Origin of the sequence: Thiocapsa marina 5811, from assembly GCF_000223985.1 — a bacterium.
Classification (GTDB): Bacteria; Pseudomonadota; Gammaproteobacteria; order Chromatiales; family Chromatiaceae; genus Thiocapsa; species Thiocapsa marina.
This window is the reverse complement of record NZ_AFWV01000002.1, coordinates 331126-345676: the sequence shown is the minus strand read 5'-3', so window position 1 is coordinate 345676 and position 14551 is coordinate 331126. Positions and strand designations below refer to the sequence as shown.

12 protein-coding genes are annotated in these 14551 nt (G+C 64.3%); 11 read left to right on the top strand and 1 reads right to left on the bottom strand.

Features of this window, described 5'->3' with window-relative positions; all coding sequences use genetic code 11:
- Positions 1 to 8 precede the first annotated feature (8 nt).
- Together THIMADRAFT_RS03900 and THIMADRAFT_RS03895 are read left to right on the top strand one after the other, a co-directional pair.
- Positions 9 to 1517 (top strand): bifunctional metallophosphatase/5'-nucleotidase, encoded by a 1509-nt coding sequence (locus THIMADRAFT_RS03900; protein WP_007191664.1) that lies wholly within the window; start codon positions 9 to 11, stop codon positions 1515 to 1517.
- 480 nt (positions 1518 to 1997) lie between these two features.
- The gene (locus THIMADRAFT_RS03895; protein ID WP_040729558.1) at positions 1998 to 3254 is read left to right on the top strand and encodes a fibronectin type III domain-containing protein; all 1257 of its coding nucleotides are present in this window, start codon (positions 1998 to 2000) and stop codon (positions 3252 to 3254) included.
- 61 nt (positions 3255 to 3315) lie between these two features.
- Here the strand turns inward: THIMADRAFT_RS03895 and THIMADRAFT_RS03890 are convergent, their stop codons facing one another.
- Positions 3316 to 4272, bottom strand: coding sequence for a hypothetical protein (locus tag THIMADRAFT_RS03890; RefSeq protein WP_007191662.1), 957 nt, complete (start codon positions 4270 to 4272; stop codon positions 3316 to 3318).
- A gap of 290 nt (positions 4273 to 4562) precedes the next feature.
- Between THIMADRAFT_RS03890 and ndk the strand changes: the two genes are divergently transcribed.
- The 9 genes from ndk to THIMADRAFT_RS03840 all read left to right on the top strand — a co-directional run bounded on the left by ndk (position 4563) and on the right by THIMADRAFT_RS03840 (position 14435).
- Positions 4563 to 4991 (top strand): nucleoside-diphosphate kinase, encoded by a 429-nt coding sequence (gene ndk, locus THIMADRAFT_RS03885; RefSeq protein ID WP_007191661.1) that lies wholly within the window; start codon positions 4563 to 4565, stop codon positions 4989 to 4991.
- A gap of 8 nt (positions 4992 to 4999) precedes the next feature.
- Positions 5000 to 6130, top strand: a complete 1131-nt coding sequence (locus THIMADRAFT_RS03880; RefSeq protein WP_007191660.1) for a bifunctional tRNA (adenosine(37)-C2)-methyltransferase TrmG/ribosomal RNA large subunit methyltransferase RlmN — start codon at positions 5000 to 5002, stop codon at positions 6128 to 6130.
- Positions 6127 to 6921: a type IV pilus biogenesis/stability protein PilW gene (gene pilW, locus THIMADRAFT_RS03875; protein ID WP_007191659.1), complete on the top strand. Its 795-nt coding sequence runs from the start codon at positions 6127 to 6129 to the stop codon at positions 6919 to 6921. The genes THIMADRAFT_RS03880 and pilW overlap by 4 nt, the downstream gene beginning before the upstream one ends.
- Before the next feature lie 11 nt (positions 6922 to 6932).
- A complete protein-coding gene (locus THIMADRAFT_RS24395) occupies positions 6933 to 8036 on the top strand; it encodes a helix-turn-helix domain-containing protein (protein ID WP_007191658.1) in 1104 nt (367 codons plus the stop codon).
- A gap of 57 nt (positions 8037 to 8093) precedes the next feature.
- Positions 8094 to 9368, top strand: coding sequence for a histidine--tRNA ligase (gene hisS / locus THIMADRAFT_RS03860; RefSeq protein WP_007191657.1), 1275 nt, complete (start codon positions 8094 to 8096; stop codon positions 9366 to 9368).
- 61 nt (positions 9369 to 9429) lie between these two features.
- Complete coding sequence (locus THIMADRAFT_RS03855) at positions 9430 to 10056, top strand: YfgM family protein (protein ID WP_007191656.1); 627 nt, start codon at positions 9430 to 9432, stop codon at positions 10054 to 10056.
- A 17-nt stretch (positions 10057 to 10073) separates the two neighbouring features.
- Positions 10074 to 11375, top strand: coding sequence for an outer membrane protein assembly factor BamB (gene bamB, locus THIMADRAFT_RS03850; protein ID WP_007191655.1), 1302 nt, complete (start codon positions 10074 to 10076; stop codon positions 11373 to 11375).
- A 5-nt stretch (positions 11376 to 11380) separates the two neighbouring features.
- Positions 11381 to 12781, top strand: a complete 1401-nt coding sequence (gene der, locus THIMADRAFT_RS03845; protein WP_007191654.1) for a ribosome biogenesis GTPase Der — start codon at positions 11381 to 11383, stop codon at positions 12779 to 12781.
- 43 nt (positions 12782 to 12824) lie between these two features.
- Positions 12825 to 14435: a right-handed parallel beta-helix repeat-containing protein gene (locus THIMADRAFT_RS03840; RefSeq protein WP_007191653.1), complete on the top strand. Its 1611-nt coding sequence runs from the start codon at positions 12825 to 12827 to the stop codon at positions 14433 to 14435.
- Positions 14436 to 14551: the final 116 nt, after the last annotated feature.

Here is a 14551-nt window from a genome sequence, read left to right as displayed (position 1 = left end):
ATACAAGAATGCAGTCCGTAAGGCCCATCCGCGTTTGGTCATGGCTCCTGCTCCTGGGTCTGGCCCCCTCCGTCGCCGCAGCGGCCTGCGTACCGGGAGAATCACTGACACTCCTGCATTTCAACGACTTCCATGGTCAACTCGAGCCCTACGAAGACCCTCGTGACGGGACCGAGCGCGGCGGCATCGCCCGCCTCGCCGCAACCGTTGCCGAGGTTCGGGCGGAAGACCCGAGCCGCCCGGTTGTCGTGCTGTTCGCCGGTGATCTGCTCCAAGGAACGCTCACCTCGAGCCTCTTTTTGGGCGTGCCCGATCTGGTGCTGCTCGGGCGCATCGGCGTCGACGCCGCCGTCATGGGGAATCACGAGCTGGACTACGGCCAAGCGGTCTTTCGCCGTCTGGCCGAGGAGGCCGCGTTCCCTTTTCTGAGCGCCAACGTGGCGTCGGACCCGGAGCCGCTGCCGGTGCTGTCTTCAGTCGTGATCGGACGGCCGGATGAGCCGAAGGTCGCGGTCCTTGGACTCACCACACCCGAGCTGACCACCGCCACCCATCCGCGCAACATCGAAGGCATCAGCGTGGAGGAGCCGGTCGCCGTCGCCAGACGCCTGGTGCCGACACTCCGGGAAGACGCCGATCTGGTGGTGGTGCTCTCGCACATGGGGATCGCAGACGATCGCCGACTGGCCGAATCCGTACCCGGCATCGACGTGATCGTGGGCGGCCACAACCACAACCTCTACGCACGACCGGTGCTTGTGCAGAACGTACCCATCGTCCAGGCCGGAGAACGTGGCGGATGGCTGGGACGTATGGATTTCCGTTGCAGCGACGGGCATTTGGCGCCCACCGACCACGCCATGATCCCAATCGATGCCGCAAGCCCGGAGGATCCGGAGATCGCCGAAGAGGTCCGCCGCATCACGCTGGACGCCGAGCGTGAGATGGGCAGGGAGGTGGGCTTCAGCGCGCAAGAGCTGAGCGCCTGGCGCGAGCTGATTCGTCGCGAAGAAGCCCCGTTCGGCAACTTCGTGGCCGATTTGGCGCGCGAGATCACCCTGGCGGATGTCGCGCTGTTCAACGCAGGCGGCTTTCGGTCAAGCATCCCCGCCGGACCCGTCACGCTCAAATCGATCTATCAGGCCTTCCCCTTTCGAAACGAGCTGGTGTTGGGCGAGCTGACCGGCGCCCGACTGCTCGCCGCGCTCGAGCGCAGCGCTGCGCTGGACCCGTCGGACAACCCCGGCGGCTTCCTCCAGGTCTCCGGCGTGCGCTACGGGATCGCGGACGGGCGGCTTGCGAACGCCTCGATCGGCGACGCCCCCATCGATCCTGCCCGCCGGTATCGGATCGTGACCTCCGACTTCCTCGCGGCCGGCGGAGACGGCTACGGCATGCTCAAAAACATGACCGAGCCCGTGATGACCGGACGCCTGATCTCGGACATGGTGATCGAGGGCTTCCGCACCGAAAGCCCGTTGAGCGTCGCAACAGACGGACGGATCCTACGATACTGAATCGGGGAAACCTCGGAACGCCTCTCGCAACGCCCCTCGCGCGTGCCGAAGAAACCGGCACGCGTTATTCGGGGACATCGGCACATTCATTGCCGCACACGAAAGCACGCCACCCTGCATCCGCAGTACCGCCGCAAACGGCTCGCCGTCCGATTTCTGCGATGTGACCGACCGCACACTTCGCCCCCTCGCCTTCGTCGTCGCCGGCATTTTGCCGTCCAGGTCGCAGAACCCTCCCGAAACTACTGGTTAACTCAGCTCAAAGGAGGCCGGAACCGCGAAGGGGCGGATCCGAAACGACCATCGGGTTCGCTTCCGGAGCCCATCGCAACCGTCAGGCACACGCTGAATAGGGTCATTCCGGGGACCGGCCTCGTCACGCGAATGGACAGGGTGAACGCTATGCGACCTGCTCGGACCGTCCAAAATGACCCAAGGACCACCATTCACACCGGTTTTGTCCTGTACGTTAAGCTGTTCTTGCTGCTCCTGTTGTCGTCGGCGAGCGGCATCTCCGCAGCAGACGAGGTCAGACTCGCATGGAATGCGGTGAACGACAGTCGCGTGGCGAACTACGAGGTGCACTACGGGACCGCCAGCGAGACCTACTACGCGAAGGTTCGAGTTACCACCCCATCGGCGACCGTCTCCGGCTTGGAGGGCGGCTCGCACTACTTCTTCGCGACACGGGCATGTACGAGCGACGGGAAGCTCTGCAGCGACTTCTCCAACGAGGTGAATGTCGATATGCCGGCGGCTGCGCATTCGGCCTCCGGGGTCGTGACCATGAGCGGTGCAGCCGATGCTCCATCCGCACGGCCGACGGCGTCGGCAACGGCCGACAACACCCTCGCGAGGACTCGCACGGCCATCGAGATGGGCGAGGCATCAACTGCTCGATCCGCTCGGCCGACGCGCGTAGCCGCCGAGAATACCCTCGCGGCGACCGACCCGGCCATCGAGATCGGCGAGGCGGAGATCAATCAGGAATGGCAACGTATCGAGTTCCAGCGTGAATTCAAAGACCCGGTCGTCGTCGTCAAGTCATTGAGCAGCTACGACACCGAACCGGCGATCGTCAGGGTCGACGCGATCGACGCCGACGGCTTCTCGATTCGCGTTCAGGAATGGGACTCTCTCGACGATGCACATGACCTGGAAACGGTCTCCTACCTGGTGATGGAGCGCGGACGCCATCAGCTGTCCAACGGAGCCCAGGTCGAGGCCGGCTCGCTGATCACGGGCACAACACAGGCATTCCAACGCCATACCTTCACTGCTGCCTTCGAAGACGCCCCGGTCATCTTCGCGACCGTCGTCAGCTTCAACGAGAGCGATGCCGTGACAGCACGGCTGCACGCCATCGAGTCCGACGGCTTCGACGTCGGACTGCGCGAGCAAGAGGCCAATAGCCAACGGCATCTGCCCGAACGTGTCGACTTCATCGCCTGGGAGGCGTCCACCGGTGTCGTCGACGGGATGCAATACGAGGTCGGACGCACCGGACGCAACGTCGACCACGACGCGCACAACCTGGTTTACCAAACCGCGTTCGTACGGTCTCCGGTGCTCGTCGCCGACATGCAGACGACACACGGCGACGATACGGCAGCCCTGCGGTGGAAGAATCTGAACGTCGAATCCGTAGCCTTGCGAGTCCAAGAAGAAGGGTCGCGCGATCGGGAGACGACACACGTGCTCGAGGACGTCGGGTACTTCGTCGCCGACGTCGAATAGGACCCGAATCGAGCCCGTGCCCGCTGTCACAGCGCCTCTTCGGAGGCGCTGCGACTTCTCGTTATCCGAACGCGGCGCGGAACCGCTCCAGGAAGGTGTCGTACTCGGCCTCGGGCAGCAGGTTGATCCCTGCCGCTGCCTTGCGCCCGCCGCCGCTCGCAAATCCCCGACAGAGTACATCCGCCCCGTCCGGGCGCGCGAGCGGCGCGCGGACACTGACCAGAAACCCGCCCGCGGGCAGCCGGGTCAGCATGGCGTGCGCCCGATCCGGCGCCTGCTGCGCAAGCTCGTTGGCGAAGACGCCGCTGGCGCGGCGGGCCCAAGGCTCGGCCGGCAGGACAAAGAGCCGATGCCGCTCGCTCTCGAACGCGGGCGCAACGGCGCGCGCTCGGGCCATGTCGTCGGCATAGCCGTCACGTAGGGCCGGAAACGTCGGATCCTCGACGATAAAGGTCAAGGGATCGGCGTAGGGCTGCAAACTGCGAAACAGGACGTCCGGGGCAAACAAGAGGTCGTCGACGGTCTCGCCGTAACCGTTGTAGTTGAGATAGATGCCGAGATCGCGCAGCAGACCGAGCTCGCCTTCGGTCAGATCCAAGGGCTCGGCGGCACGTCGGGCGGACGCGTCGAAATTGTCCCCGAAGGTCCCGACGACGGCCCAGGCCCGTTGGGAGCCATGCAGGTAATCGTCGACCAACAGGCTCGTCCCCTTGTCGGGCAGCGTCTCGATGTGGACATCGAGCGACGGGTGGGCCGGGATCTCGCCGGCGAAGTGGTGATCGAAATAACGGATGCGGACACCCTGCCCGAGCAAGCGCTCGACCGCGCCGCGATTCTTGTCGAAGGAGATATCGAGCGCGGTGACCAGATCGCCCTTGACCGCCTCGACCCGCTCGAGCAGGGCGATGTCGCGTTTGACGCCGGTGACCAGAATGGTGTCGATCGGTTCGGCTAAGCGCAGTTGCTGCAGGGCGCAGAGACCGTCGGCGTCGCCGTTGAAGACATCGTAATGACTCATCTGGAAAACCCTTTGCGTGCAAATGGATGTCCACTGATTATCCGCCCAACCACGCGAGCGGTCCAAATCCATGACGACGATCGCGGACGCCTCGCGACGCCGCTCACGCCGAACACGGCTCTGCCGGCGTTGCTCGAGGCGTTCGCGATCGGTAGACTTCGTAATCCACTCAAGTCTCCGACGGGTACGGGCCGCGCGGCGAGCCGACGGGCAGATCGCCCGGGGAAACCCAGCTCGCGATTCCGGCGATCCGACCCGACCTCTTTACGAATCCCTTATTCGGAACCAACATGGCCATCGAGCAAACCCTGTCCATCATCAAGCCCAATGCGGTCGCGAAAAACGCCATCGGCGCCATCCTGAGCCGTTTCGAAGCCGCCGGGCTGCGTATCGTCGCCGCGCGCATGCTCCACATGAGCAAGGAGCAGGCGTCTGCCTTCTACGGGATCCACCAAGGTAAACCCTTCTTCGACGAGCTGGTCGACTTCATGACGTCCGGTCCGGTGATGGTGCAGGTGCTCGAAGGCGAAGACGCGGTTGCCAAGAATCGCGACATCATGGGCGCGACCAACCCGGCCAATGCCGCGCCAGGCACCATCCGTGCGGACTTTGCCGATTCCTTCACCGAAAACGCAGCGCACGGCTCCGATGCCGTGGATACCGCGGCCGTCGAGATCGCCTTCTTCTTCCCGGAAGGCGTCTGCCCGCGCACCCGCTGAGGATCCCCGTGACCAACGCCGAGCTCAAGCCCAATCTACTCGACCTGGATCTTGCCGACTGCGAGAGACTGGTGCTCGGGCTCGGTTTCAAGGCGTTTCACGGACGCAGCCTCTTTAAATGGATCCACAAGCACGGCGTCGTCGATTACGACGCCATGACGGACCTGTCCAGGGCGCTGCGCGATGCGCTGCGCGAGAGCGTCGAGATCCGCCTGCCGCGGATCATCCACGATCAGCCCTCCGCGGACGGAACGGTCAAGTGGATCATGGAGCTGGAAGACGGTCAGCGCATCGAGACCGTCTTCATCCCGGAGGGCCGCCGCACGACCATCTGCGTCTCCTCGCAAGTGGGTTGCGCGCTCAACTGCTCCTTCTGCGCAACCGCCACGCAGGGCTTCAACCGCAACCTGACGGTCGGCGAGATCGCCGGTCAGATCTGGCATGCGACACGACAGACGGGAGCCGCGCCGTCGAACGTCGTCATGATGGGCATGGGCGAGCCGCTGGCCAACTTCGATGCCGTCGTCAAGGCGATGGACATCATGCAGGACGACTTTGCCTACATGATCGCGAAGACGCGCCTGACGCTCAGCACCTCGGGCATCGTCCCGAACATCTACCGGCTGCGTGAAGTCAGCGACGTCTCGCTGGCCGTCTCGCTGCATGCACCCAACGATGCCCTGCGCGACGAGCTGGTCCCGATCAACCGCAAATATCCGCTCGCCGAGCTGCTGCCGGCCTGCAAGGCTTACGTGGGCGCCGACAAGCGCCGCCGCATCACCTGGGAATACGTGATGCTCGACGGCATCAACGACAGCCTTGCGCACGCCAAACAGATGATCCGCCTGCTCGAAGGGATCCCCTCGAAGGTCAACCTGATCCCGTTCAACCCGTTTCCCGGAAACCAGTACGGCACCTCGCCGCCCGAGCGTATCGAGGCCTTCCGCGCGCGACTCGCAGGCGCCGGCATCTTTACCATGACCCGCAAGACACGCGGCGACGAGATCGCCGCCGCCTGCGGACAGCTCGTCGGACGCGTCGAGGATCGTACGCGTCGGCTCGGACGCGTCGCGGTCGCGATTCCGGCGGAGATCCCGTTGGACGGCAGGGCCGGGGCCGGTAAGGCGGCGATGCCATGACGAGTCCTCTCTGCGTCCGCCTGGTCACGCATGCCGTGCTGATGCCGAGCGCGCTCTGTTTCGGCTTAGTCGGCTGCGCGAGCAAAACGGCGCAGCCAGGCACGGATCCACTCGGGCTGGATCCGCAGGACAGCCCGGCCGAGCTTTATGTCGAGATGGCCGAGGAGTACTACAGCCGCGGCCAGACCGAGGTCGCCTTCCGTCGCGCTCAACAGGCGATCGAGGCCGACAAGAATTATCCCAAGGCCCACGTGTGGCTCGCCTTCATGTACGAGGAGATGGGCAAGCCCGCGCTTGCGGCGACGCACTACGAGCGCGCCGTCAGGCTCGCACCGAACAACTCGGATGTCCTGTACGCGTTCGGCGCCTATCAGTGTCGAGAAAAGCGCTACGCGGAGGCGGACGTCTACTTCAAAAAGGCACTGGACAACCCACTCTACGCAACGCCATGGGTCGCGATGACCAATGCGGGGACCTGCGCGGGCAGCGCCGGTGACGCGGCCAAGGCGGAAGGCTACTATCGCGCTGCGATCGCCGCCAACCCCGGTTTCGGCCCGGCGCTGGTGAAGCTTGCGGAGCTCGAGCTCAAACGCGGCAACATGCAGGGGGCAAAGGTCTATTTGGACCGCTATTTCGAGCCGACGACCGTGCGCACCCCGGCGACGGCCCGCGAGGCACTCGCCGCCGCGGTCACGACCGAACGTGCACTAGGTAACCGAGCCCGCGCAGCCGAGTACGAGAAGGCGTTGCGCGCCAGCTTTCCCGATTCACCCGAGACCCGCGAGCTGTAGGGACCTCACGAGTGACAAACCAGACACAATCCACCGACCCGAACGACCAAAACGTGGTCGAGTTCGGCGATAGCCCCGGGCGACGCCTACGGGTACAACGCCAATCGCGCGGCCTGGCGATCGAGCGGATCGCAACACAGCTGCACCTCAAGCCCGAGATCATCGAGGCCCTCGAGCAGGACCGCTTCGACCTCTTGCCCGGTCCGGTCTTCATCACCGGCTATCTGCGCAACTATGCGCGGGTACTCGGACTTGACCCGGCACCGCTGATTGCGGCCTACCAGTCCCACGACGAGAGCACGGACACCGTCGTGCCCTCGCGCCGCATATCGAGCTCGGGCTCGGATCTCGATTCGGGCGGCACCCGCATTCTGGTGCGCCTTGTCAGCTTTGCCCTGGCGGCCGCCGTCGTCGCCGTCATCGCGCTCTGGTGGCACGAACGACCCGAGATCGCGCCGGAGCTCGAGACCGAAACGGCCGAGCTTCAGCCGGATTCGATCGCACCTGACCCGGCTTCCGAGTCACTGATCGCAAGCACCCCCGAGGCTGATCCCGAAACGCCCGACGCGGCGATCGAATCGGCCGACCGGAGCGACCCAACGGGCGTGAGCTTCCCCGAAACCACGCAGCCTGCGCCCGTACGTCCTCCCGAAACGCCTCCGCGGCAAACACCGACGGCGTTGACCTCGTCGGCATCCGAGCCGGACGTCGAACCGGCCTCGGAGGCAGTGTCGCAGCCGATGCCCGCGAGCGCAGCAAGCCCCGCAATCGATCCGCCGACCCAAGCGCAGGCCGACACGCCCGATGGGACGGCGAGCGATCCGCAGGTCGAGCCCCCCCTTCTCGCCCCGTCTGCGGCAGCGCAGAAGGGCATCGTCCTCGAGTTCACCGGTCCCTCGTGGCTCGAGGTGCGCAATGCCGCCGGAGAGCGCCTCATCGTCGGCGAGATGAAGGCCGGAGATCGGCGCGAGGTCACCGGGCAGGGTCCTTTCCGGTTTACCGTGGGACGGGTCAACAACAGCAGCATGACGGTCGACGGCGAACCCTTCGATCTGGAGGCGCGTTCGCGCGGCAACGTGGCGCGCTTCTCGCTCGATCCGGAGCTACCCGAGTGACGGCGCGCCCGGGCCAAACGACTCCGACCCTCGTCCGCACACATCGAGCCACCGAACATGGGTAAGCATATTCAGGCGATTCGGGGGATGCACGACATCCTGCCCGAGGCCGTCGCAGCCTGGCATCGTATCGAGGACACCGCACGCAGGATTCTCGCCGCGTATGGCTATGCCGAAATCCGTACGCCGATCCTCGAGGTTACGGATCTGTTCAAGCGCTCGATCGGCGAGGTCACCGACATCGTCGAGAAAGAGATGTACAGCTTCGAGGATCGCAACGGCGAGAGCTTGAGCCTGCGTCCGGAAGGCACCGCGAGCTGCGTGCGGGCCGCCATCGAGCACGGCCTGCTCGTCCAACCCCAACGCTTGTGGTATCGCGGTCCGATGTTCCGGCACGAGCGCCCGCAACGCGGCCGTTACCGGCAGTTCAATCAGATCGGCGCCGAGGTCTTCGGACTCACGGGACCGGACATCGATCTCGAGCTGATCCTGCTCACGGCGCGCCTGTGGCGCGCGCTCGGATTGAATGGTCTGCGTCTCGAGATCAACAGTCTCGGGGATCCCGACGAGCGCCGACTCTATCGCGAGGAGCTGGTGACCTATCTGGAGGCGCGGCGAGAGGATCTGGACGCCGAGAGTCTGCGGCGTCTGCACACCAACCCGTTGCGCGTGTTGGACTCGAAACATCCGCAGACACAGAAGATCGTCGCCGATGCACCGACGCTGATGGATCACCTCGGCGAGGACAGTCTGGCCCACTTTCAGGGCATGCGTCACGGCCTGGATCAGGCGGGTATCCCCTACCGACTGAATCCGCGGCTGGTACGCGGCCTGGATTACTACAACCGCACGGTGTTCGAGTGGATCACCGAGGATCTCGGCGCCCAAGGCACGGTCTGTGCCGGCGGCCGCTACGACGGCCTGGTCGAGCAGCTCGGTGGCCGGGCAACACCTGCCGTGGGTTTCGCCTTGGGTCTCGAGCGCTTGGTCGAGCTGCTGGCGCTCGCCGGTCATGCCGGGGAGCCCGCGGTCCATGCCTACCTGGTCGCGGTGGGCGATCAGGCCCAGCTCGAGGCCCCGCTTCTGGCCGAGCGCCTGCGCGACCTCCTGCCTCGTCTGCGCCTCGTTGCGCACTGTGGCGGGGGCAGCTTCAAGAGCCAGTTCAAGAAGGCCGATCGGAGCGGAGCAACCTTCGCGCTCGTCCTCGGCGAGGCGGAAATTGCGAAGGGTATTGTCGGCGTCAAACCCCTACGCGACGAGAGCGATCAACAGGAGCTGGGGTTCGACGATTTGGTCGATTTTCTGTCCCGAGAAATCGAGAGCCCGGATTGATGGCGGCAGGCGACGACATCGGTCCAGCCGCGCGCGCATCCACGTCACCACGGAGAGAGAAGTGAGTTACGAAACCGACGACGAAAAAGTCGAAGCCATCAAGGCTTGGTGGAAAGAAAACGGCGTGGCGGTCGTCATGGGCATCGCCATCGGGCTGGGCGCGATCGTCGGCTGGCGTTACTGGGGCGATTATCGCGATAGCGTCGCCGCTCAAGGCTCGATGGTCTTCGATCAGGTGCTCGCCAACGCCGCAACCGGTCAAACCGAGGCGGTCGTGACCCAGGTCCGGATGCTGAGCGACGACTTCTCGTCGACCCCATATGCCGCACTCGGCGCGCTGGTCGAGGCGAAGGCGCTTTACGAATCCGGCCAAGCCGAGGCGGCCATGGCCGCCTTGACGGAGGTGATCGCCAACCCTCCGGAGCCAGCGATGGCACATATCGCCGCGCTGCGCCTGGCGCGGATTCAGGTTGCGGAAGGCCAGTTGGACGCAGCGGCCAAGACCCTTGCCGAGTACGGAACGAGTCCGGAGTTTGCCGGCGACTTCGCCGCAGTGCGGGGCGACATCGCAGCGGCTCGCGAGGACACCGTCGCTGCGCGCGAGGCCTATGAGCAGGCGCTCGCGGAAGGGACCGGGTTCTCGCAGTTGATCCGGCTCAAGCTCGACAACCTACCCGCAGCCGGCTAGTGGTCGCAGATCCGCCTATGGCCATGCAATCGACAGCGGGCGCCGCCCGACTCGGGGTGCTGCTTCTCGCCGGCCTGTTGAGCGGATGCAGCATGATCCCCTGGATCGGCGCCGACAAGGATCCCACACCGCCCACCAAGCTGACCGACATCGTCCAGACGGTCGGGTTGACGACACTTTGGTCGGAGCGTGTCACGCGCGGCACTGCCGGGCGGCGACTCTACTTGATTCCGGCGCTCTCGGGAGAGCGCATCTATGTGGCGGATTCGCGCGGCCGACTCGTTGCCGTCGCCGCCCAGAGCGGACGCGTGCTCTGGGAACGCGATACCGATCTGCATTTCAGCGGCGGACCCGACGTCAAAGGCGACCGTTTGGTCATCGGCACCAGCCGGGGCGAGCTCGTCGCCTTCTCCGTCAGCGACGGCAAAGAGCTCTGGCGGACACAGCTCGGCAGCGAAATCCTCTCGGTCCCGCGCATGACCGACACGGCCCAGGCGGTCGTCCATACCCTTGACGACAGCATCTACGGCGTGAACGCGGACACCGGCGTCCAGCAATGGCGCCTGAACTATCCCGCTCCCGTGCTGACGCTGCGCGGCAGCAGCAGTCCGGTCCTCACGCCCTCCGGGATCCTGGTCGGTCTTTCCGGCGGAAAGCTTCTGAACCTCGACCCGGCAGACGGCACCCCGCTCTGGGAGGTCGCCATTACCCGCCCCAGCGGGCGCTCGGAGCTTTCGCGCATCGCCGACATCGATGCAGACCCGGTCGTGATCGGGACCATCGCCTTCGTCGGCTCCTACAACGGCGATCTGGCCGCCGTCGACATCACGACCGGCACCGTCATCTGGCGACGCGAGCTCTCGGCGCACGCCGGACTCGCGGCCGATACATCCGACCTCTTCGTGACGGACTCGAGCGATCAGATCTGGGGTGCGGACCCGAGCGACGGCGCCGGACGTTGGCGCCAAGAGGGTCTGCGCTACCGTCAGGTGACGGCCCCCGCATTGGTCGGCAACCTGATCGCGGTCGGCGATCTGGATGGCTATGTCCACCTGCTCACGCGCTCCGACGGCCGTCTGGTCGGGCGCACCCGCATCACCGGAAAAGGAGCGATTACGGCGCGCCCCTTGGTCGTCGGCAACCGTCTATATGTTTTCGCCGACGACGGCACCCTGACCGCCTTGAGCATCGGCGGCGCGCCCGCGGCCAAGATCGGCCTGCGCGGCGGCGCACCCGCCGATGCAGGCGCCGCGTCGCGCGATGTCGATACCGCACCGGCCGATTTGCCGGGATCCGCGCCACCGGAGTCCAGCCCCTGAACGGCATGCTGCCCGTCATCACACTGATCGGCCGGCCCAACGTCGGCAAGTCGACACTCTTCAATCGCCTTACGCATACGCGGGATGCGCTGGTTGCGGACTTTCCCGGTCTGACCCGGGATCGCCAGTACGGGATCGGCGTCGTGGGGCCGAGCCGCTATGTCATCGTCGACACGGGCGGCATCAGCCAAGCCATCGACGGTGTCGAGGCCCTGATGGAACGACAGGTCCGGCTCGCGATCGACGAAGCAGACCATCTGCTCTTCCTCGTCGACGCGCGGGACGGTTGCACCCCGGGCGATATCGAGATCGCCGCACGCCTGCGTCGCATGGGAAAACCGGTCAGTCTGGTGGTCAACAAGAGCGACACCATGGACCCGGTACTGGCTACGGCGGATTTCCATCGGCTCGGCCTCGGCGAGCCGATGGCGGTCTCGGCCACCCACGGACGCGGCGTGCAGGATCTCATCGACGCCGTCTTTGCCCGATTCCCGCTGGTCGACGACGAGGGGATCGGGGCTGCAGAGACGGAGGAAGGCATCCGGGTCGCGATCGTCGGGCGCCCGAACGCGGGCAAATCGACACTCATCAATCGGATTCTCGGCGACGACCGGCTGGTCACCTTCGACAGCCCGGGCACTACCCGCGACAGCATCTTCGTCCCCTTCGAGCAACAGGGTCGCCACTACACCCTGATCGACACAGCGGGCATGCGTCGCCGCTCCAGGGTCGACGACGTCATTGAAAAATTTAGTGTCATCAAAACCCTACAGGCAATCGACGCGGCCAATGTCGTCATCCTGGTGCTCGACGCACACGAGGGTGTCGGCGAACAAGACGCCACACTCGCGGGACATATCATCGAGCGCGGGCGGGCACTCGTGGTTGCAATCAACAAGTGGGACGGGCTGGCCCCCGACCAACGCGAGCAGATCAAGACACAGTTCGCGCGCAAGCTCGCCTTCCTCGACTTCGCCAAGATGCACCTGGTCTCCGCACTGCACGGCAGCGGTGTCGGCCTCCTACTCGACGAGGTCGAGAAGGCCTACACCAACGCCACCCGCAACCTCTCGACCCCGGAGCTGACTCGCCTGCTCGAGGACGCCGTCCAGGAGCATCAACCGCCGCTGGTGCACGGGCGGCGCATCAAGCTGCGCTATGCGCACCAAGGCGGACGCAACCCGCCCATCATCATCATCCACGGCAACCAGACCGATTCGGTCCCGGACACCTACCGGCGCTATCTGATCAATCGCTTCAGACGCGAGCTCAAGCTCCTCGGTACCCCGCTGCGGATCGAATTCAAAAGCGGCACCAATCCCTTCGAAGGGCGTCGCAATAAGCTCACACCCAGCCAGATCAAGCACCGCCAGCGCCTGAAGACATTCGTCAACCGCAAGCGGTAACGGATCTCCGAAGGAAGCAAAACGAGGACTCAGGAGACCTTCGATGTTCTACCCGTTGCTGCTTATCCTGCTTCTGCTGCCTTCGGCGTCGTTCGGCACCGATTACTACGTGAGCGCCGCCGGCCGGGATACAAACTCCGGAGGATCTTCGCAAGCCCCGTGGCGATCCTTGGACAAAATCAATGACTTGATTCTTGATCCCGGCGATCGCGTGTTCTTGCGAGGCGGGGACAGCTTTTCCGGAAATCTCTATTTCGATGCGTTCGATCGAGGGACGGCGGCATCACCGATCCGCATCGGCTCTTATGGAAGCGGCAGGGCGACGATCCTCGCCGGGGACGGCGATGGAATATTTGCCTATAACACCGCCGGATTCGTCATTTCCAACCTCAACATCAGAGGATCGGGCGCGAACGTCAACGAGGGCGCCGGCATCATCTTCTACACAGACCTACCGGGCGGCGTGAAGCTCGACAAGGTCACCTTGAGCAAGATCGATGCAAGCGGGTTTCATCATGCAGGGGTCGAGATCGGCGCATGGAACGGAACGACCGGGTTTAAGAACGTCTCCATCGACGGCGTACGTGCGTACGACAACGCCAAAAACGGCATCACTGTTTGGGGCTATGACGCACCCGGTTTCAAGGGTTACGCCCATACCAAGGTTTACATTACCGGAAGTTTTGCGTACCGAAACGAGGGGATCTCCGGGGCGAGAGAACCAACCGGCAACGGCATCGTCATTTCCAACGTCGATGGCGGGCGAATTGCCCGTTGCGTGGCTCATTCCAATGGTGTGCGCAACACATCGAGCAGCGGCCCGATCGGAATCTGGGCGTGGCGCGCGAATAGAATAACAATCCAATTCAATGAGTCATACGGAAACCGCACGACGTCGGGAGCCGCCGACGGCGGCGGCTTCGATCTCGACGGCGGCGTGACGAATTCGATCCTACAGTACAACTATTCGCACGAGAACGATGGCGCAGGATATCTTTTGGCGCAGTATGACTCGGCCCCCTCGTTCAAGAACAATGTTATACGATACAACATCTCCCAGAACGACGGGCGCCGCAACACCTATGGCGGGATCATGGTCTGGAGCAAAGCGCCGCTCGAGATCTCCAACAGCCACATCTACAACAACACTATCTATATCTCCCCGTCGGCGACAGGAAACGTTTGCGGAATCAGGGTGGCATCCCCGACCTCTACGATGAGCATACGCAACAACATCATCTTCACGACCGGCGGCGCACCTCTTCTTTGTGTTGTGGGCGGCCAAAAGGGGTTGTCGATTCAGGGCAACAACTATTGGTCGAATGGATCGCCCTTTAAAATCCGTTGGGGATCGACCCTCTACTCGAGTCTCACGGCTTTCCGAAGCACCGGGCAAGAAAAACTCAACGGGGTTTCGACCGGACTCTTCGCCGATCCCGAAATGGTTAATCCCGGAGTCGGCGGAATCGTCGGGAATCCGAGCGCGTTGACAAAAATGCTCCAGTATCGCTTGAAGGCAAGCTCACCGCTCATCAACCGCGGGATCAATCTTAAATCGCAGTTCGGGTTGTCGACCGGCACGCGAGATTTCTACGGCACACAACTCCCGCAACGGGGCGCTTTCGATGTCGGCGCCCATGAGCTCGCCTACTGACTTCCGAGACCGGTCGCCGGCCGGAACGCGACCTCCGATGCTCGGGCGAGGCAATCCCGACACGGATTTTCGTCCCGATCCCCCGCGGTAGGGGGATCGCGGCAAGTCGCTCGGCC

Coding starts and splice junctions, on each gene's coding strand:
- THIMADRAFT_RS03900 (WP_007191664.1), top strand. CDS start 9: ATGCAGTCCGTAAGGCCCATCCGCGTTTGGTCATGGCTCCTGCTCCTG.
- THIMADRAFT_RS03840 (WP_007191653.1), top strand. CDS start 12,825: ATGTTCTACCCGTTGCTGCTTATCCTGCTTCTGCTGCCTTCGGCGTCG.
- der (WP_007191654.1), top strand. CDS start 11,381: ATGCTGCCCGTCATCACACTGATCGGCCGGCCCAACGTCGGCAAGTCG.
- bamB (WP_007191655.1), top strand. CDS start 10,074: ATGGCCATGCAATCGACAGCGGGCGCCGCCCGACTCGGGGTGCTGCTT.
- THIMADRAFT_RS03890 (WP_007191662.1), bottom strand. CDS start 4,272: ATGAGTCATTACGATGTCTTCAACGGCGACGCCGACGGTCTCTGCGCC.
- hisS (WP_007191657.1), top strand. CDS start 8,094: ATGGGTAAGCATATTCAGGCGATTCGGGGGATGCACGACATCCTGCCC.
- pilW (WP_007191659.1), top strand. CDS start 6,127: ATGACGAGTCCTCTCTGCGTCCGCCTGGTCACGCATGCCGTGCTGATG.
- ndk (WP_007191661.1), top strand. CDS start 4,563: ATGGCCATCGAGCAAACCCTGTCCATCATCAAGCCCAATGCGGTCGCG.